The organism is Acinetobacter sp. VT 511 (assembly GCF_001077515.1).
GTDB classification, from domain to species: domain Bacteria; phylum Pseudomonadota; class Gammaproteobacteria; order Pseudomonadales; family Moraxellaceae; genus Acinetobacter; species Acinetobacter schindleri.
Genome location: NZ_LFRE01000037.1, coordinates 12,420 through 30,714 on the forward strand (window position 1 = coordinate 12,420; position 18,295 = coordinate 30,714).

21 protein-coding genes are annotated in these 18,295 nt (G+C 44.7%); 17 read left to right on the plus strand and 4 right to left on the minus strand.

The window, feature by feature from the left end:
* Positions 1-76: 76 nt before the first annotated feature.
* The 9 genes from ACS72_RS02485 to ACS72_RS02525 all read left to right on the plus strand — a co-directional run bounded on the left by ACS72_RS02485 (position 77) and on the right by ACS72_RS02525 (position 8,378).
* Positions 77-691: a CoA pyrophosphatase gene (locus ACS72_RS02485; RefSeq protein ID WP_004811271.1), complete on the plus strand. Its 615-nt coding sequence runs from the start codon at positions 77-79 to the stop codon at positions 689-691.
* A 15-nt stretch (positions 692-706) separates the two neighbouring features.
* A complete protein-coding gene (locus ACS72_RS02490; RefSeq protein WP_048881126.1) occupies positions 707-1,237 on the plus strand; it encodes a gamma carbonic anhydrase family protein in 531 nt (176 codons plus the stop codon).
* Positions 1,238-1,372: 135 nt separating this feature from the next.
* On the plus strand, positions 1,373-2,038 hold the full coding sequence (tsaB, locus tag ACS72_RS02495) for a tRNA (adenosine(37)-N6)-threonylcarbamoyltransferase complex dimerization subunit type 1 TsaB (protein WP_008304387.1): 666 nt from the start codon (positions 1,373-1,375) through the stop codon (positions 2,036-2,038).
* Positions 2,039-2,054: 16 nt separating this feature from the next.
* On the plus strand, positions 2,055-2,879 hold the full coding sequence (locus ACS72_RS02500; protein WP_008304389.1) for an undecaprenyl-diphosphate phosphatase: 825 nt from the start codon (positions 2,055-2,057) through the stop codon (positions 2,877-2,879).
* Positions 2,873-3,694 carry a class I SAM-dependent methyltransferase gene (locus ACS72_RS02505; protein ID WP_048881127.1) on the plus strand — a complete coding sequence of 274 codons (822 nt, stop codon included), beginning with the start codon at positions 2,873-2,875 and terminating at the stop codon, positions 3,692-3,694. The genes ACS72_RS02500 and ACS72_RS02505 overlap by 7 nt, the downstream gene beginning before the upstream one ends.
* A 121-nt stretch (positions 3,695-3,815) precedes the next feature.
* Positions 3,816-5,216, plus strand: a complete 1,401-nt coding sequence (locus ACS72_RS02510; protein ID WP_048881128.1) for a C13 family peptidase — start codon at positions 3,816-3,818, stop codon at positions 5,214-5,216.
* Between the two features lie 38 nt (positions 5,217-5,254).
* Positions 5,255-6,091: an S-formylglutathione hydrolase gene (gene fghA / locus ACS72_RS02515; protein ID WP_048881129.1), complete on the plus strand. Its 837-nt coding sequence runs from the start codon at positions 5,255-5,257 to the stop codon at positions 6,089-6,091.
* Between the two features lie 115 nt (positions 6,092-6,206).
* Complete coding sequence (locus ACS72_RS02520) at positions 6,207-7,325, plus strand: YjgN family protein (RefSeq protein WP_048881130.1); 1,119 nt, start codon at positions 6,207-6,209, stop codon at positions 7,323-7,325.
* A 12-nt stretch (positions 7,326-7,337) separates the two neighbouring features.
* Entirely contained in the window at positions 7,338-8,378 is a 1,041-nt protein-coding gene (locus tag ACS72_RS02525; protein WP_048881131.1) for a M48 family metallopeptidase, read from the plus strand.
* A gap of 3 nt (positions 8,379-8,381) precedes the next feature.
* Here ACS72_RS02525 and ACS72_RS02530 read toward each other — a convergent pair whose 3' ends face one another.
* Positions 8,382-8,672 (minus strand): DUF2218 domain-containing protein, encoded by a 291-nt coding sequence (locus tag ACS72_RS02530; RefSeq protein ID WP_048881132.1) that lies wholly within the window; start codon positions 8,670-8,672, stop codon positions 8,382-8,384.
* A 173-nt stretch (positions 8,673-8,845) separates the two neighbouring features.
* Here ACS72_RS02530 and rpe point away from each other — a divergent pair, with 173 nt between their 5' ends.
* The 4 genes from rpe (at position 8,846) to ACS72_RS02550 (ending at position 11,777) form a co-directional block, all read left to right on the plus strand.
* Positions 8,846-9,532, plus strand: a complete 687-nt coding sequence (gene rpe / locus ACS72_RS02535; RefSeq protein WP_048881156.1) for a ribulose-phosphate 3-epimerase — start codon at positions 8,846-8,848, stop codon at positions 9,530-9,532.
* Positions 9,533-10,175: 643 nt separating this feature from the next.
* Positions 10,176-10,493 (plus strand): quaternary ammonium compound efflux SMR transporter SugE, encoded by a 318-nt coding sequence (gene sugE, locus ACS72_RS02540; protein WP_048881133.1) that lies wholly within the window; start codon positions 10,176-10,178, stop codon positions 10,491-10,493.
* 110 nt (positions 10,494-10,603) lie between these two features.
* Positions 10,604-11,086 (plus strand): methylated-DNA--[protein]-cysteine S-methyltransferase, encoded by a 483-nt coding sequence (locus ACS72_RS02545; RefSeq protein ID WP_048881157.1) that lies wholly within the window; start codon positions 10,604-10,606, stop codon positions 11,084-11,086.
* A 37-nt stretch (positions 11,087-11,123) separates the two neighbouring features.
* A complete protein-coding gene (locus ACS72_RS02550; protein WP_048881134.1) occupies positions 11,124-11,777 on the plus strand; it encodes a nuclease-related domain-containing protein in 654 nt (217 codons plus the stop codon).
* 16 nt (positions 11,778-11,793) lie between these two features.
* Here ACS72_RS02550 and ACS72_RS02555 read toward each other — a convergent pair whose 3' ends face one another.
* Positions 11,794-12,744, minus strand: coding sequence for a tRNA-dihydrouridine synthase (locus ACS72_RS02555; RefSeq protein ID WP_081405816.1), 951 nt, complete (start codon positions 12,742-12,744; stop codon positions 11,794-11,796).
* 211 nt (positions 12,745-12,955) lie between these two features.
* Between ACS72_RS02555 and ACS72_RS02560 the strand changes: the two genes are divergently transcribed.
* The gene (locus ACS72_RS02560) at positions 12,956-13,720 is read left to right on the plus strand and encodes a class I SAM-dependent methyltransferase (protein ID WP_048881136.1); all 765 of its coding nucleotides are present in this window, start codon (positions 12,956-12,958) and stop codon (positions 13,718-13,720) included.
* A 66-nt stretch (positions 13,721-13,786) separates the two neighbouring features.
* Here ACS72_RS02560 and ACS72_RS02565 read toward each other — a convergent pair whose 3' ends face one another.
* On the minus strand, positions 13,787-14,596 hold the full coding sequence (locus tag ACS72_RS02565) for an inner membrane protein YpjD (protein WP_008304402.1): 810 nt from the start codon (positions 14,594-14,596) through the stop codon (positions 13,787-13,789).
* Positions 14,597-14,734: 138 nt separating this feature from the next.
* On the opposite strand from ACS72_RS02565, the gene ffh reads away from it, so the two are divergent.
* The 3 genes from ffh to ACS72_RS02580 all read left to right on the plus strand — a co-directional run bounded on the left by ffh (position 14,735) and on the right by ACS72_RS02580 (position 17,600).
* On the plus strand, positions 14,735-16,141 hold the full coding sequence (gene ffh / locus ACS72_RS02570; protein WP_004811236.1) for a signal recognition particle protein: 1,407 nt from the start codon (positions 14,735-14,737) through the stop codon (positions 16,139-16,141).
* 143 nt (positions 16,142-16,284) lie between these two features.
* Positions 16,285-16,851, plus strand: coding sequence for an alpha/beta hydrolase (locus ACS72_RS02575; RefSeq protein ID WP_004893278.1), 567 nt, complete (start codon positions 16,285-16,287; stop codon positions 16,849-16,851).
* A gap of 137 nt (positions 16,852-16,988) precedes the next feature.
* On the plus strand, positions 16,989-17,600 hold the full coding sequence (locus tag ACS72_RS02580) for an alpha/beta hydrolase (protein ID WP_004811232.1): 612 nt from the start codon (positions 16,989-16,991) through the stop codon (positions 17,598-17,600).
* On the opposite strand, the gene ACS72_RS02585 is transcribed toward ACS72_RS02580, so the two are convergent.
* On the minus strand, positions 17,548-18,294 hold the full coding sequence (locus tag ACS72_RS02585) for a type III pantothenate kinase (RefSeq protein WP_048881137.1): 747 nt from the start codon (positions 18,292-18,294) through the stop codon (positions 17,548-17,550). The genes ACS72_RS02580 and ACS72_RS02585 overlap by 53 nt on opposite strands.
* Position 18,295 lies beyond the last annotated feature (1 nt).

Genomic DNA, 18,295 nt, shown 5'->3' on the forward strand with positions numbered 1-18,295 from the left:
AATTTGGCATCAATTCTATCCTCAGGAATCAAAAATCAGCTATGATGAAATCATAATGAGAATGAGGAAAGCGTGGATGGATGAACGCAATTTAACACACAGATTACAGCAACGTTTGCGCTTTTCCAGGCGGATTCAGCCAGCGCATGCTGCCGTGTTAATTGCGATTACGGATGAGTCGGATCCCAAGGTCTTACTCACCCGCCGTTCGGCTTATCTGTCTAATCATGCCGGTGAGGTTTCTTTTCCGGGCGGTAAGCGTGATCCGCAGGACACCAGCAATATCGTCGTAGCGCTACGCGAAGCCTATGAGGAAACCGCACTGAACCCTTTCGATGTGCAGCTCATTGGTGATCTGCCCATGCAAAAGGCACGAAATGGCATGTTGGTAAAACCGATTGTTGGACTGATTCCACCAAAAGTTCAGCTGATTCCACAACCCACTGAAATTGACCGGATTTTCTTTGCCTCACTACGGCATTTACTTGAAGCCAAACCCACACCTTATGAAGTACGCTTTGCCCAGCAGTCCTTATATTTCCCGAGTATGCGCGTGGAAAATGAAGTGGTCTGGGGGCTGACTGCGCGTATGCTGATTTCTTTATTCCAGTATGGCCTCGACTATAAAAAAGACTGGCCATTCTTACTTAATTCACCAGCTTTTAAACGATCAAAATTCTTTCAGGACTGAAGAGGATATTCAGGCATGTTGTACAAATTTCAGGGACATTCTCCAAAAGCGCTGCAACAACCATGGGATGGTTGGGTCGCACCCACAGCGACCGTGATTGGTCAGGTTGAATTGGGCAAACAGGTCAGTATCTGGTTTGGCGCCGTGGTGCGTGGTGATAACTGCAAAATCCATCTTGGGGACTATACCAATGTGCAGGAAAATGCTGTACTGCATACTGATGCAGGGATTGAAATGCATATTGGTGATTATGTGACGATTGGTCATCAAGCCATGCTACATGGCTGTACCATTGGTGATAATAGCCTGATCGGGATTCAGGCTGTAATTCTCAATAATGCCGTGATTGGTAAAAACTGCATCATTGGCGCGAATGCGCTAATTCCGGAAGGAAAAGTAATTCCGGACAATTCTGTGGTGATGGGATCGCCGGGCAAGGTGATAAAAATCCTAGATGAAGATACTGTACAAAAGCTGAAAATGAGCGCACTGCATTATGCCAACCATTTTCAGAAGTTCCAGCAACTGGAACAGGTTGAGCTTTAAGCAACTCATCTACCTGTATTTATTAACCTGGCGATGGCCAGGTTTTTTTGTATCTGTTTCGGGAAAATCTCGCGTAGCGGATATGAGTGGAGTATCATATCCGCGTTTTTTATATTCTCTGAATTAAGGTTGTGCATGAAAGTGCTGGCATTGGAAACTGCCAATGAGCAGTGTTCCGTTTCTGTGATTGATGACACTCAAGAATTATTTTTCCAACTTGATGCGCGCGCAAAGGCACAAACGCAAACAATTCTCCCAATGATCGAGCAGGCTTTAAAAGATTTAAGCCTAGCGGTTTCTGATTTGACTGCGATTGCATTTAGTCGTGGACCGGGTTCATTTAGCGGTGTGCGTATTAATGCCGCGGTAACACAAGCCTTGGCTTGGTCGAATGACCTGCCTGTGGTACCCGTTTCGACCTTACAGGCCTTGGCACAGGCAGCATACCGTTTGCATGGCCTGACGGAAGTGACTGCGGTACTCGATGCACGTATGAATGAAGTTTATATCGCCAGCTATCAGCTGGATGCTCAAGGCATTATGCAGCCAGTAGATGAAGAACAGTTGCTTGGTTATGAACAGGGTAGCGCCACAGTAAAATTTGCTGTAGTCGGCTCAGGCGCTCATCTGGTTCAAACAGAAGCCACTGAATACAAAGATGTCAGTGCGACTGCACAGGATATTGCCACGATAGCGCGTGTGGCAGCAGCATCAGAAAACTGGGTCAGTGCTGAATTGGCACTGCCGGTCTATTTACGCGATAACGCATGGAAAAAAATTCCAGAACAAGGCAAAGCATAATTAATCAGGATTAAGCATGGATCTATTACTGCTGCTGAAAGCGGCAATCATGGGTATTGTTGAGGGTATTACTGAGTTCTTACCGATTTCCAGTACAGGGCATTTGATTCTGGCTTCAGAATTAATGAATTTCTGGACCAAGGAAAAGAGTGATGTTTTCGTGATTGCCATCCAGATGGGGGCAATCGCAGCAGTGATTTATGAATACTGGATACGTCTGTGGGGAGCCGCCACCGGGATTGTCAGTGGTGAGCCACAAGGACGCCGTCTCGGTATTGGTCTGATTCTGGCTTCAATTCCAATCATACTTATCGGGCTGACTTTTGGTCAGACTGTAAAAGAATTGTTATTCAACAATATTGCAATTGCGATTGGCTTGATTGTCGGTGGTCTGATCATTATCTGGATTGAAAAGAATCCACCTCAAGTCCGTGCCCAAGAAGTTGAAGACCTGACCATTAAAGATGCTATCTGGATTGGTCTGATTCAGGTGTTATCGCTGATTCCAGGTACTTCACGTTCTGGTGCTACTATTATCGGTGCGATGTTCCTCGGTGTATCACGTAAGGCAGCGACTGAGTTTTCCTTCTTTCTGGGTATCCCGGTAATTGTCGGTGCAGGCCTGTTAGACCTGTACCAGAGCTATGACGTGTTTAGCGGGACGCAGGACTGGGTGGTACTCACTGTTGGTCTTTTAGTCTCCTTTATTTCAGCATTGTTATTGATCCGTGCGTTAGTCGCTTATGTCGCGAAGCGTGATTTCATGATTTTTGCCTGGTACCGTATTGTATCGGGCCTGCTCATTTTATTGTTTGCATACACAGGCTGGACATTATGGTAAGCGAGATTCGCTTATACACCGAAGCTGCATATATCGAGAAAGCACAGCACTTTGAGGTTGTGCTTTCTTCTCGTGGTGTACAGGTTCAGATTGAAACCGTGGAAAAACTCAATGCGCGTTTCTTTCGCCTGACTCCCGAGCTGGCGCTGTGTGTTGATGCGGACGGTTTATGGCTATGTGCCAATGGCATGAAAATGCAACCGGACTGGAAAGCGGAAGTGGGGCGTTTAAAACGTGCTTCACTGAAGTCGGAAATGATTGCACGTGCTTGCAACCTGGGTGAAAAGCCGACCCTGATTGATGCGACTGCCGGTCTTGGTCATGACAGCCTGTTGATGGCATATCTTGGTGCGTATGTCACTCTGGTTGAACGTCATCCGATTCTGTTTACCTTACTGGAAGATACTCACGCGCGTGCGCAGAATGATGCTTTCCTGAATCCGATTGTATCGCGTATTCATCTGGTCTTCTCTGATTCTGCTGACTATTTAACCCAGCAGGCAGCAGAAAGCGCCATGGTGGATGTCGTTTATCTGGATCCGATGTTCCCGCAGCGTGACCAGAATCAGCAGGCACCCAAGAAACAGGCACAGGTGAAAAAACAGATGCAGCTATTGCATATGCTTTTGCCTGAAGATGGTGAAATGGACCTTGGCGATAACCTGCTGGAACTGGCACAGAAAATTGCTAAACGGGTGGTGGTGAAGCGTCCGCGTCTTGCCGTTTTTCTGGCTGATAAAGCACCCGATCATCAATGGCAAGGGGATGCTTGTCGCTTTGATGCGTATTTTCAGCATGATCTTGTAGCTGAATAAGATAATTGCTTCAAAATTCGCCAAGGATTTGTTATATAGTTAAAAATAGCATTGATAAAAGTCCTATCAAGCATAAACTTATTCTGCGAATTAGCGAGCCACTTGATCTCCCCGAAATCCTATGATCGACTTCAAACCATCCATTAATTTTTGGCACGATTTTAAGAGCAATCAAATTGCCGGAATATGGTTGTTTCTGGGGTCGAGGCGTTCCCTGCAAATGGTACGTCCCTCCATTCTTCAACTGGTGTTCTGGGGCATTCTGGGCGGTTGTGCCAACAGCCTGTTCAGCTGGCTCAGTTCAGGCCGGATTGGGGAATTTAACTCCCAAGGTCTGGTTAGCTACGCACTCTGGCCTTTTATTGCCCTGATTGTCGGGATTTTTCTGTCACAGCGGATCAATAATCCGCGTTTGATGCTGGTGCCGGCCCTGCTCTGGCTGGTACTGGATACGCACATCATGCTGTTCCAGTGTCTGATTCAGTATCTGGGCGATCTCGACTATCTGCCGTACATCCTGTATGACTATATCCCGACCTTATTTGTGATGCTGTTTGTCTGGCAAAGTCTGGCTGTGGTCTGGGTATTCTCACGTGAACTGAAATGGCCGTGGTGGGAACGGGCACTAATTATGCTGGCAACCCTGTTTACCTTGGTCGTTTGGCAGATTTCTGTCAAAGATCAGCCGATCTGGAAAGTGGAAGAAGTCCCGCCCAGCTTTGCTGAAGATGCCTTCTATGCACAACCTAATTTACTAAACAAAGCGCTGGATTCTATTGAATATGGCGAGTTTGCGCAGTCACACTGGTATTTTGTGGGTGTGGCAGGTGCCAGCTATCAAGATGTATTCTATTCAGAGATTGAACGGATCAAGGAACAGTTTGATACCCGCTTTGGAACCTTTGGTCGTTCGATTGCCTTGGTAAATCACCCAGCAGTTCGCACCGAGATGCCAATTGCTTCTAAAACCAGTATGGAACTGGCTTTACGCCGTATTGGCCAGCAGATGAATCGCGAAAGTGATGTGCTCTTCCTGTACATGACCTCGCATGGTTTGCCAAACGTATTTGAAATGGAAAATGCACCGCTAGATCTGGCACAGGTCGATCCAAAGTGGCTGCGTGACACGCTGGATGCATCCGGCATCCGCTGGCGAGTCATTGTGATTTCTGCCTGTTATTCCGGCAGTTTTGTTTCTGCACTGCAAAATGAAAATACCTTGATCATCACCGCTTCAGCAGCAGATCGCCAGTCCTTTGGCTGCTCGAATGAAGCCGACTATACCTACTTTGGCCGTGCCTTCTTTGATGAAGCCATGCGTGAGCAGGACAGCTTAAAGGAAGCTTTTACACAAGCCAGCCAGACGGTAGCGAAGTGGGAAAGTGCACAAGGTTTTGAACCTTCTGAGCCGCAGTGGGTCATCGGTAAGAATATGGAGTTGATGTTACCTCAGCTTGAACAACGTCTTTTCCCGCCAGCGACAACAGCTTCAGCTTCCCAGTCAGTCGCTTTGGCGCCCTAAACTGATCAATGACTTTAGAAAATAGAAAAGGAATCATGATGGAACTGCTACAGAATAATAGAAGTTTTGAAGGTGAACAGCGAATCTATCGCTTTAATTCTAAAGTGTTAAAAAATTCAGCGCGCTTTGGTATATTTCTGCCGCCTCAAGCCTTGGCAGGACAAAGCTGTCCAGCGTTATTCTATTTGGCAGGTCTGACCTGTACTGAAGAAACCTTTGCGATTAAAGCGCATGCGCAGCGTCTGGCAGCACAGCTGGGCCTGATTCTGATTACGCCAGATACCTCGCCACGTGGTGAAGGGGTAGCTGAAGGGGATAACTGGGACATCGGACAGGGTGCCGGTTTCTATATCAATGCAACGCAGTCTCCTTGGGCTGAACACTTCCAGATGGAAAGCTTCATCATGAATGAGCTTTATCCATTAGTGAATGAAGAATTTGAAATTCAGCCAGGCAAAATCGGTATCTTTGGACATTCGATGGGGGGGCATGGCGCATTAACCTTGGCATTTAAATATCCAGAAAAATTTGTCTCTGTTTCTGCCCTCGCTCCGATCTGTGCACCAAGCCAATGCCCTTGGGGTGAAAAGGCCTTTAGCAATTATTTAGGTGAAGATCGTGCAGAATGGGCCAAACATGATGCGACTGAACTGGTCAAAGCCAAAGGTGCACTTTATCCGGATATCCTGATTGACCAAGGCTTTAATGATCAGTTCTATAACCAGCTGAATCCTGCCTTATTCCAGCAAGCTTGTGATGCCGTGGGACAAAAGCTCACCTTGCGTGAACATCAGGGCTATGATCACGGTTATTACTTTATCCAAAGCTTTGTTGATGACCATCTACAGTTCCATGCGGTACAGCTCGAAAACTGATTTTTAGCTATAACCCAAAGCAAATGACTCATGGCGTGGATGCAAATATACTGGCATCCATGTCTGGTCATGCGCTATGCTTGCAAAGATTTATACAATAAAAACAAGGCAGTTTATGCAAAATACCAGTGATATAGACGCATCTACAATTCCTCCAGTCATTCCACCATTTCCACCTGATATTCCAGCCACGTCGGAAGTAAGACCTGTACGGGTAGGCGGATTGCAGCATTTTCGTTTTCATGGGACTGCCAGTGAATATTTCGGTATCTGGATTGTGAATATCCTGCTGACAATCGTCACTTTAGGATTGTATTCACCTTGGGCCAAGGTACGCCGTTTACGTTATTTTTATGGTAATACTGAATTTGTACAACGCCGTTTCGACTTTACCGGGGTGCCAGTCAAAATTTTGATGGGGCGTCTGATTGCGCTGGGACTATATTTTGCGATTTCGATTGCTTCAAACCTGTCTACTACAGCGACACTGGTCGGGTTGCTGATTCTTTATCTGGCAGTGCCCTGGCTGATTCGGGCGACACTACGATTTAATGCCCGCAACAGTAAATTTGGCAATGCCCGGTTTTATTTTGGCGGCACCAATAAGGAAGCTTACTGGACCTTTATCAAAGCCATTCTGATTTATATCCTGACCCTAGGGATCTTTTTCCCAGTATTGGTCTGGCTATATAAACGTTATTGCTTTGATCATCTCTATGCAGGCCAGTTGAACTTCAGGCTGAATGCCACATGGGGCGATTACATGAAGGCCATGTATGTTCCACTATTTATTTTCATGGGTTTTCTGGTTGCGGTGATGATCTTTGGCATAGGTTCCAGTTTTACCAATCTTGGCAATCCTGGAGTTTTAAGCTCGCTAGTCGGCTGGATTGTAGCGATTTATTTCTTTGGTTTTTTCATCATTTTCCCCCTGATGCAGGCCCGGATTTTTATTACCACCTGGAACAATACCTCTATCAGTCGTAGCCAGTTCAAGACCGAGTGTACCCAATGGCACTATACCTGGATTCTGGTGACTAACTGGATTGCACGTATTCTGAGTTTAGGTTTGCTTACACCATGGGCAGCGATTCGTCTATATCGTTATCAGGTGGAATCATTAACCCTGAATTTACGTAATGATCCGGACATGATGATGAACAGAGCACAGCAGGATCATAGTGCGCTGGCAGAAGAGATCAGTGACATCTTCGATATTGATGTGTCGTTATAACAGGAGAAAAGTATGTCTGCTCAGGTCACTGACGTCATTTTCTATGATGGCATTGTCTCAAAACCGCAACCGGCGCAGGTGTCCCGGATTGATGATCAGTCGGTACTGATTCGTTACGGCGAAGCTTATGCACAGCAGCGGCGTTATCTGTATGCAGACATGCAGCTGATTGGAGCACTTGGAAAAATTCAGCCAGTGATTGAACTCAAAGATGATGCCCGCCTGGAGTTTTCTTCTGAGCTGCCAGAATGGTTTAATTTACAGCGTAAGGGATTACAGCACTCGATCTGGAAACTGGAACGCACTCCGGCTTTGATTCTGTTTAGTGTGATATTTGTACTGGCACTGGGTTTTGCGACAATTAAATGGGGCATTCCAGCAGCTTCCTATCATGTGGCTCATCATCTGCCTGCCAACACTTTGACGCGTATGGGCGATGAAGCAGAAAGCTATGTCTTGAAGATGACTGAAGATACTAAATTGCCTAAGGCACGTCAGCAGAAGATTGTTACGCAATATCAGCAACTGGTTGCAGGAGATCAGCCGGCGAAAGTGGTGTTCCGTCAAGGCGGAGCAATCGGTGCCAATGCACTGGCGATTCCAAACAATACCATTATCCTGACTGATGAACTGGTCGCACTGGCTCAGGATGATCGGGAAATTATGGGGGTGTTGGCGCATGAACAGGGCCATCTGGTACAGCGGCATAGCCTGCAACAGGCACTTTCCAGTTTAGGGTTTAGCGTAATTTTAATCATGATTACCGGTGATGGTTCAGACTTGCTGACCAATTTACCGGTGGCCATGGTCGGCGCCAGCTATTCGCGTAATTTTGAGGCTGAAGCAGATGACTATGCTTTAAATGCGATGCAGGCCCAGCATATTCCCACCATTCATTTTGCCAACTTTCTGGAACGCTTGGCTAAAGACAGTGGGGAAGATAAGGAGGCCGAAAGCTCAGTATGGGATTTCTTTAGTAGCCATCCTGCAACACAAGAGCGGATTAAGGCGGTAAAAGCATTTGAGGCAGAACATACACTACGACAGCCCTGAGGCTTAGAGTTGCTGAATTTGCCATTCTGCCTGTAAAGGCTCCTGACCCATCCGTTCGAGATGCTCAATGACCACCTGCTGTAGTCGCGGCAGGTCGACATCTTCCTGCTGTACCCGAATCTGTACCCGTAAATGCTGATCCATAGGTATCATTTCCACCGTCGCATTTGGCATGTGAATTTGAATATTCTGTTCAGTCGAGGCCACTTCAAATTTGTGTTGCCAATGTTTCATTAACCGTAAGGCAATACGTTGAGCTTGTAAGGTCGGAATATCAGCATAACTTTCTTGCATGGTTTGAATGATCTTGTTGAGAGGTATTCATCATAGGCGGGAGCATCCATAACCGGCAAGTCTTGTCCTATAACAATTTGTTAAGCGGATGCGATTATTCAGGCGAACAGACGCAGGCGCAAATACAATTTGTTATAATGCGGTATTCATCTCATATTCAGCCAGGTTCTTCCATGTCCAAGCCGTATTTAATTGCACCTTCTATTTTGTCTGCTGACTTTGCCCGCTTAGGTGAAGAAGTTGAAAATGTACTGGCAGCGGGTGCTGATGTTGTTCATTTTGATGTTATGGACAACCACTATGTGCCAAACCTGACTTTTGGGGCAGGTGTGTGTAAGGCATTAAAAAAATATGGTATTAAGGCACCGATTGATGTGCATCTGATGGTCAAACCGGTCGATCGCATGATTGGTGATTTCCTTGAAGCTGGTGCGGACATTATTACTTTTCATCCGGAAGCTTCTGATCACGTTGACCGTTCTTTGCAGCTGATTAAATCTGGCGGTGCTCAGGCAGGTCTGGTATTTAATCCGGCAACACCTTTGCATTACCTTGATTATGTACTGGATAAAGTGGATCAGATCCTGTTGATGAGTGTAAACCCGGGCTTTGGTGGTCAGAAATTTATTCCGATGACTTTGGATAAATTACGTCAGGCACGCAAGATCATTGATGCTTCTGGTCGTGATATCCGTCTAGAAGTAGATGGTGGTGTAGGACCAGCCAATATCCGCGAAATTGCAGAAGCGGGTGCGGATATGTTTGTGGCAGGTTCAGCGATCTTCGGTAAACCGGATTATAAAGCTGTGATTGATGAAATGCGTGCAGAACTGGAGAAAGTAGGACAAGTCACTGTCTGATCGGAATTTTATGTTATTCACAGCAAGCTGTGGATAACTTTATGGATAAGTATATGGATATCTATGTGGGTAACCCTATGGATATCCAGCATAAATTGTAATCAATTGTAGCTTGGTTGTTTAAGCATTATACAAAATATGTATAAAAAGAACTCAATTTGGGTTCTTTTTCTATTTTGAAAGACTTACAAATTCTGGTGTTTTATTCACCAATGCTTACAAATCAAGCTTTATAAAAAGTGATCAACTTATTTTAAATTCGTGTTTCATTGTGTAATTTCTCCGAACAATTTTAAATTTAATTCATGTGTATAACTTAATTGTTTGATGGGGATAAACTTTTTGTTTTGGAGCAGTGCTGAGCACTTTGTTGTCATTTTTAAAGTGACTGAGAACTCTGTTTTGTTCTCAACTGTGTGTCTAAAGTAGCGATTTTTTTGAGAGCTGTCTTGGGTGCTTGAGTTAAGCTGAGTTAAGTTGCATCTCATACAGTCATTTTTTGTAATCTGCCCTATATTTTTGCAAGTAATTTTATACAATCTCACAGTTTTAGGAGGAACGACCTCCCTTGATGTAAAATATTGCTTTTACTCAGGAAAAATCGTCAGGACGGCCTGATTTCTTAATTCATGAAGGAGGGCATATGGCCTGGTTTTTACTCATGCTGGCAGGTCTTTTTGAGGTAGTGTGGGCCTACTCAATGAAGCTATCGGAAGGCTTCAGCAAGCTGACCCCCAGCATTATTACTATCTTTTTCATGTTTCTAAGTTTTGCACTGCTGGCTTACGCTATGCGTACGCTACCTTTAGGTACCGCCTATACCATCTGGACCGGAATTGGTGCAGTTGGTTCTTTCCTGATTGGGATTTTTATTTTGGGAGAACCTGCGAGTGCCATGCGCATGCTGGCAGCTGTCTTGATTATTTCCGGTCTGGTCTTGATGAAACTCTCATCTTCTTAAAGTTTATAGGGTGTACCCTAATGTAAATGTTTCAGTATTTATTTATATCAGCCTTATATTGATCATTGCGTTAAAATAATCTTTCTATGGCAATCCAACAGGGTGAAGACATGAACTTAAGCTATATCTATATGGATTCACCTGTAGGGCAATTGCGATTGGTCGCCAGTACTGAGGCACTGGTTGCGGTGCTCTGGGATTGTGAAACGCCGAACCGGGTAAAGCTGGCAACTTTAGTGGAAGATCCTGAGCATCCTGTTCTGGTTGCGACTAAAGTGCAGTTGGAACAATATTTTGCTGGTCAACGTAGCTGTTTTGATGTGCCACTCGATTTTGCTGGTACACCATTTCAGAAAAGTGTCTGGCAGGCCTTGCTGAATATTCCTTATGGAGAAACTCGAACCTATCGTGATATTGCCCTGGAAATTGGCAATCCGAAAGCGGTTCGTGCCGTGGGGGCTGCCAACGGTCGCAATCCGATTTCGATTATTGCTCCATGCCATCGTGTGATTGGAGCCAATGGCGCTTTGGTGGGTTTTGCAGGTGGACTGGACCGCAAGGAAATCCTGTTAAATATTGAACAAAATAAGTAAGATATATTCTATCCTAATAAAAATCTGACCCAACAAAATGAATCCATTTTTCGCCCCAGTGATTGAAAATTTCTGGTGGCTGTTTCTTTTATTTTCCTTAGCAGCTTTATTCAAGCTATTTAAACCATATCTCAAAGGGAAATTCGGTGAGTTTGCCGTTATTGTGCATGCTAAACGCTATCTTAAACAGCCGCATTATATCTTGATGAATGACCTGACTTTTGAGGATGGGCAAGGGGCTACTACCCAGATTGATCATCTACTATTAAGCCCATTTGGGCTATTTGTGATTGAAACCAAAAATTATAAAGGCTGGATTTTTGGGGGTGAACGTCAAAAAATGTGGACTCAAAAACTTTATAAACAGAGTTATAAATTCCAGAATCCGCTGCATCAGAACTATAAACACGTCAAAGTGCTGGAACAGGTTCTGACAGACGTTTTAAGTCCAGAACATATCCATTCACTGGTGGTGTTTATGCCAGAAGCTGAGTTTAAGACCGCGATACCAGCAAATGTTTTTCGTAATGCCAGCTGGACGGATTACGTGAAAAGCTTTCGGGAGCCGGTAATTTCTGAAACCAAACTCAATCGGATTCAGCTGCATCTGGAGAAGGCTATGCTGGAGAAATCCAGGCAGACCAATCGTCAACATATAGCGGGCTTAAAGCAGCGTAAGCAAGTTAAATAAAAAATCCCTGAAAAGTTCAGGGATTTTTAGCTGAATGCTGAGCGGCTCTGAGCTTTTCAGTAATTTCTTCCAGCGATTTTACCCGTTTTACTTCATCCCACAGCGACTTCGCTTCAGGATAATGCTTGGACATCATGCCGAGCCACTGCTTATAACGACCGACCATATTCATTTCTTTTTTATAGGAACCATTCAGAAAACGAATTTGCAGACCAAGCAGTTCGTTCCAGCTAATGAGTGGATCATCACTATTTCTACGGATACATTGAGTCAAATCAGGCGTCGTTACTGCACCGCGTCCAATCATCAGATCTTCACAACCAGATTCCAGCTGACATTGCTTGGCATCGGCATTTGTCCAGATTTCACCATTGGCAATGACATTAATTTTTAAGGCTTCACGGATCGGTTGTAGCTGGTCCCAGAATGCAGGTGGGGTATAGCCATCCGCTTTAGTCCGCGCATGCACTGTTACCCAGGCAGCACCAGCATCTGCAATGGCATGGGCATTTTCCAGCATAAAGTTACGGTCCATATAGCCGAGACGCATTTTTGCGGATACCGGAATATGTGCAGGAACCGCATCACGCACTGCTTTCACTAACTCATACACGACTTCTGGCTCATCCAGCAGCACTGAACCGCCACGATGACGGTTGACGGTTTTAGCCGGACAGCCAAAATTCATATCAATTGCGGGTGCCCCCATAGCAGCAACTTTGACTGCATTGGCTGCCAGCATTTCCGGATTATTCCCCAAGAACTGTACATGTACCGGTGTACCGGCTGCAGTTTTACCTTCATTTAGGAGTTCAGGGCAATAATTATGGTAAACATGGTCCGGCAACAGCGAATCTGTGACACGAATAAACTCGGTCACACACCAGTCAAAGCTTCCGACGGATGTCAGTACATCGCGCATAATCGGGTCCGTTAAGCCTTCCATGGGTGCAAGAACAAGTTTCAACAGTCAACACCTGTGAATTTGAAAAACGGTGTTATACGGCTTTTTCGCCTGAATGTCCAGGTAGTTTAAATTTCATGCTTATAAAGGGAGGGAGCGTGAGAATGGATTTAGTACATATCAACAGATCAGCTGTCTTCAGCACAATAAAATAATAGAGTTTTAAATATTGATGGCTATATTGAAAAGAACAATAAATTTTCAGGATGGCAGTATGGAACAGCCTCATTTCAAGGATTATTTCTCCCAGCAGTCACAGGACTACGCCTTGTTTCGTCCACATTATCCAGACATGTTGGGCAAGATATTGTCAGAGCTGTCACCTGATATACAACTGGCTCTAGACGTTGGTTGTGGCTCAGGGCAGTTTTCAGAGGTCTTGGCAAATTACTTCGATCAAGTGATTGCAATTGATGGCAGTGCTGAACAGCTTGCCCAAGCCAAGTCTCATCCAAAAATACAGTATCTTCAAGCTGCAGCAGAAAATATTCCTCTTGATGAGCAGAGTCTTGATCTGATTTCGGTAGCGCAAGCTGCACATTGGCTGGACCTGGACAAGTTTTATGCAGAAGTCCAACGTATTGCGAAACCAAATGCCATTCTGGCTTTGATTACTTATGGTGTTTTTAATGTTGATGAGGAGCATTTGAATCATTATTTCAGGCATTTTTATGAAGTGACACTTGCTTCATACTGGCCGCCAGAACGTCATCATGTAGATGAAGGTTATCAGAATCTGATATTCCCATTTGAAGAAATTTCAATTTCGCCCCCTGTGCTGCAAGTTGAATGGAACTTTTACCAGCTGATTGGTTATATGAGTACATGGTCAGCTGTTAAAGCAGCCACCAAAGCTTTAGGACATAATCCACTCAATATACTGGCAGATACCATGTTATCCGAATGGGAAGATCCGGAATTGCCCAGAGTCATCCGCTGGCCTCTGTCGGTACGGGTAGGCAGAGTAAATCCAGATTAAGTTTTGGCAAATAAAAAGCCCAGTAGTTGGGCTTATGAAAATATTAATTTTAAAAAAATCTTAAACTTACTTATTCAACAACATTTCCAGCACAAACTTGGAACCGATAAAACCTAAAGCCAGCAAACCAAAACCGATTAAAGTAAAACGAACAGCCTTTTGTCCACGCCAGCCAAATTTCCAGTGACCAATCAGTAAAGCGCCATAAACCAGCCAGGAAATAATACTAAATGCTGTTTTATGTGCAAGGTGTTGGGCGAAGAAATCATCAATGGTAAAGAAGCCGAAACCTAAGGCAATAGTCAGTAAGACAAAACCGGTCATCAGCATATCAAACAGCAATGATTCCATATCCTGATACGATGGTAACAGATTGACCCAGACCCGGCGTTTCTGTTTTTTCTTGAGTTCACGGTCCTGAAAACGCAGAATCACCGCCTGAATGGTGGCCATCAGCAGCACTGCATAGGCAGATAATGACAGGATAATATGAATATCAAGACCAAGCGAGTTCTGCACAATGATTTTGGCTTGTGGGGTAAAAGCAAAGCCTAAAATCAGGCCAGTCGCTGCAACCGGAATACCAATCAGATTCAATGGCAGAATAGGGCGATAGGTACTATAAGCCAGACTCAGTAAAAGCATCAGTCCGGAAGTAAACGAAACCAGAACAAAGACATCATAATTTATCCCCATCGGGGTGTGCATGTCACCATAAAGAACCATGCCATGTAACACCAGACCAAGAGCGGCCGTGATACCGACAAACCACTGATTTGGAATACGTTTCGACATTAAATGAACAAACAAATACCAGAAAGATGCGGTATAGGCGACTAATGCCAAAATTGTATAAACCAGAGGGAGGCTAACCATGTCTAACCTTTTTAAGGGTGATGAATATTCATTTATATAAATTCGATGCGAACTACAGTATCCTATAGCATTCTATGCATAAATTTTCTATTTTAAGAAACAATTTTTTGCTCACGGCTATTTTAAGCGGATTTTGCAATGTTTGATACCTTAACAGAACGACTCACGCAGAGTTTAAGAAATGTTACTGGCTCAGGGCAGCTAACCGAAGACAATATTAAAGATACGTTACGTGAAGTACGTATGGCACTTCTTGAAGCCGACGTTGCGTTACCTGTAACTCGTGAATTTATCGCGAAAGTTAAGGAAGAAGCATTGGGCCAGGAAGTGATGACTCAGTTATCTCCAGGCCAGGCCTTCGTCAAGATTGTCTATGACGAATTAACCAAGATGATGGGCGCGGCGAACGAGAGCCTCGACCTGGCAGCAAAACCACCTGTGGTTGTGCTACTTGCTGGTTTGCAGGGCGCGGGTAAAACCACGACTGCTGCAAAACTTGCACGCTTCTTACAAGAACGTCAAAAGAAAAAAGTCGCGATGGTGTCTGCCGATGTATACCGTCCAGCAGCAATCAAGCAGCTACAAACGGTTGCGGGTGAAGTCGGTGCGATTTTCTTTGAATCGAATGCCAATGAACGTCCAATTGATATTGCCAACCGTGCCATCGAACAAGCAAAAATCCAGTTTGCTGATGTCCTGATTGTCGATACCGCAGGCCGTCTGCATGTCGATGATGACATGATGGATGAGATCAAAGAGTTGCACGCTGCGATTAGCCCAACTGAAACCCTATTCGTGGTCGATGCCATGACTGGTCAGGATGCGGCAAATACTGCAAAAGCTTTTAACGATGCTCTACCTTTGACCGGTGTAATCCTGACCAAGACTGATGGTGATGCTCGTGGTGGTGCAGCACTTTCTGTTCGTGCCATTACCGGCAAGCCAATCAAGTTCCTGGGGATGGGTGAAAAGCTGGATGCGCTTGAGCCATTCCATCCGGAACGTGTGGCACAGCGTATTCTTGGCATGGGTGACGTGCTTTCTCTGGTCGAAGAAGTTGAACGCAAAATCGATAAAGAAAAAGCCGAGAAAATGGCGAAAAAACTGCAGAAAGGCGGCAGCTTCAACTTTGAAGATATGCTGATGCAGTTTGAGCAAATGAACAAGATGGGTGGCATGATGGGCTTCCTGGATAAACTTCCAGGGATGAGCAGTGCTGGCCTTCAGGATGCAATTGCTCAAGCCAACCCTGAAAAACAAATCAAGAAAATGGAAGCGATCATCCAGTCTATGACTGTTAAAGAGCGTCGTAACCCTGACTTGATGAACCCAAGCCGTAAGAAGCGTATTGCAGCAGGCTGTGGTATGGATGTTGCTGAAGTGAATAAACTGATCAAGCAGCATGCCCAGATGGCGAAAATGATGAAGAAATTTGCCAATCCATCAGGTATGGCAAAAATGATGAAGTCACTCGGCGGCTTGCAGAAACAGTTTGGCGGCGGTGGTGGCATGGGTCCACTGTTCGGCGGCAACGACAAGAAATAAGTTCTTTGTTTAAAAAAAGGCGCTTCATGCGCCTTTTTTTGCTTTTTAAGATATACAGTTTAATCAAAGCATACATTTACTTACCCAATCCTGTCGTTAGCTGAGGCAGACTCTTTAAAAAATGCAAACACAGGAGTAATAAAATGACGCAAGTGATTGTGGTACACGGCTATACGGCTGGTCCAGATGAAAACTGGTATCCCTGGATTCAGCAAAAAGCTAAGGAAGAACATGTAAGCCTAAAAGTTTTACGACTTGATCCCTCTACCACACCTCGGCTGGAAACCTGGCAAAAGCAGATGCAGGAGCAGATAGAAAGCGTCGATGAGAACAGTATCTTTATCGCTCACAGCTTAGGCACTATTGCGGCTTTGCATTATTTATCTCATAAATTGAAACAGCAGAAAATCAAGCAACTCGTACTCATTGCTGGTTTTAATGGGCGACTCGGACGTCTGGAAGAAGTGAATCCATTTATTGATGCTGCCCAAATTGACTTTGATTTATTGAAGCAGCAGATTCAGGAACGAGTGGTCATCTATTCTGAAGGTGATGATCGGGTAGCACCAAAATTTAGTCTGGAACAGGCAGAAAGTCTGGATGCACAAGTGATTAAGGCTCAGCATTTTGGTCATTTTATTGACTCGCAAGGCTGCACTGAACTGCCTGAAGTCTGGCAAAGTATTGAACCAAATCTTATACGCCAATAAGCGTTTCGAGGCTGAAAGATTAAAGTTTACAAAATGGGTGCCAGTGGTCTGGAAATTTGCTTGAAAGCTTTGTAAAACATGTTAAAACAATGAGCCAGTAGCATCATTATTTTAACAATTAGTATAAGTATACAGCGATGACAAATAAATCAGGAAACGTTTATATCATTCATGACTATCAGTCGACCTCTAATGACCATTGGTATCCGTGGTTAAGTCGACAGGTCAAGAAACTTGGTATTGATGCCAAGCGCATCATGTTAGCCAATCCATTAGAACCGAAAATGCAAGATTGGCAACAAAGTCTGGCAGTGCAGATCCCACAAATGGATGCCGATACCATTCTGGTAGCACACGGGTTGAGCTGCCTGAGTGTGCTGAAATTCGTAGAACAGCACTATCTGACTCACCGTAAAGCTATTCGTGGAGTAGTGATGGTGGCAGGTTTTGATCAGCCGCTGGTGATGTGGTCAGAACTGAATGATCTGGTGCGCAGTGTAAAACTGGATTTCAAAACACTTTCCAAAAGCTATAAATACGGGATTATGTACATTTCTAACAATGATCCACATGTACCCACTGCCATGTCTTTAAGTCTGGCCCATCGACTTCTCAATACCCAGATTTTTGAAGTCTTGCAGGCAGGACATTTTGAAAAAACTGATGGCTATGCAGATTTCCCACAGCTACTGGAAGTCATCCAGCGGTTGTATGGTCTAAATGAGCTGCAAAATGCTGCAGGCCTTTAAGTAACAGGTCGGGTTCAATCACGGGCTGGAAGGATTGTAAATGCTGTGCAAATAGTGGCGCATCACCACCTGTAAGAATCAGCTGGGCAGGGAAGTCACTTAATACCTTTTCAATGGTGCTGAGTAGACCGAGCAGAATACCGTGATGTACGGCATCAATGGTATTGCGTCCCGGGCTCAGCTCTTCAAACGCAGCATCTGGAATTTTAATGCCTTTAGTATTCTGAATCAGGGCATCCCGCTGTAGATGTAAGTTTGGCAGGATAAACCCCCCTAGATGTTTTTGCCCTTGAGCCAAGTCAATGGTGAGAGCGGTACCACAGCTAATGACGCAATAATTTTGTGTATTCGATGTTGCAACTGCCAACACCTGTAACCAACGGTCAATTCCGAGTTGAGCCGGATCATCATAGCCACAGATCAGGCCTGCATATTCAGCATGAACTTTGGCAAAGATTACTGGAATATTCAGGCGTTTTAGAATTTTCAGGATACGGTCATTATTTTGCTTATCTAGTACAGAAGAGATTCCCACCTGATGCAGGCCAGATCCCATAAAATGCTGAATCAGACCGAGCAGTAAATCCGCCGGTGACTGTAGATGCATTTCAGCCGCATGTTCAATGATACGGTCTTGTTCTGTGATCCAGTATTTAAGACGTGTATTGCCAATATCCAGCCATAATTTTTTCATT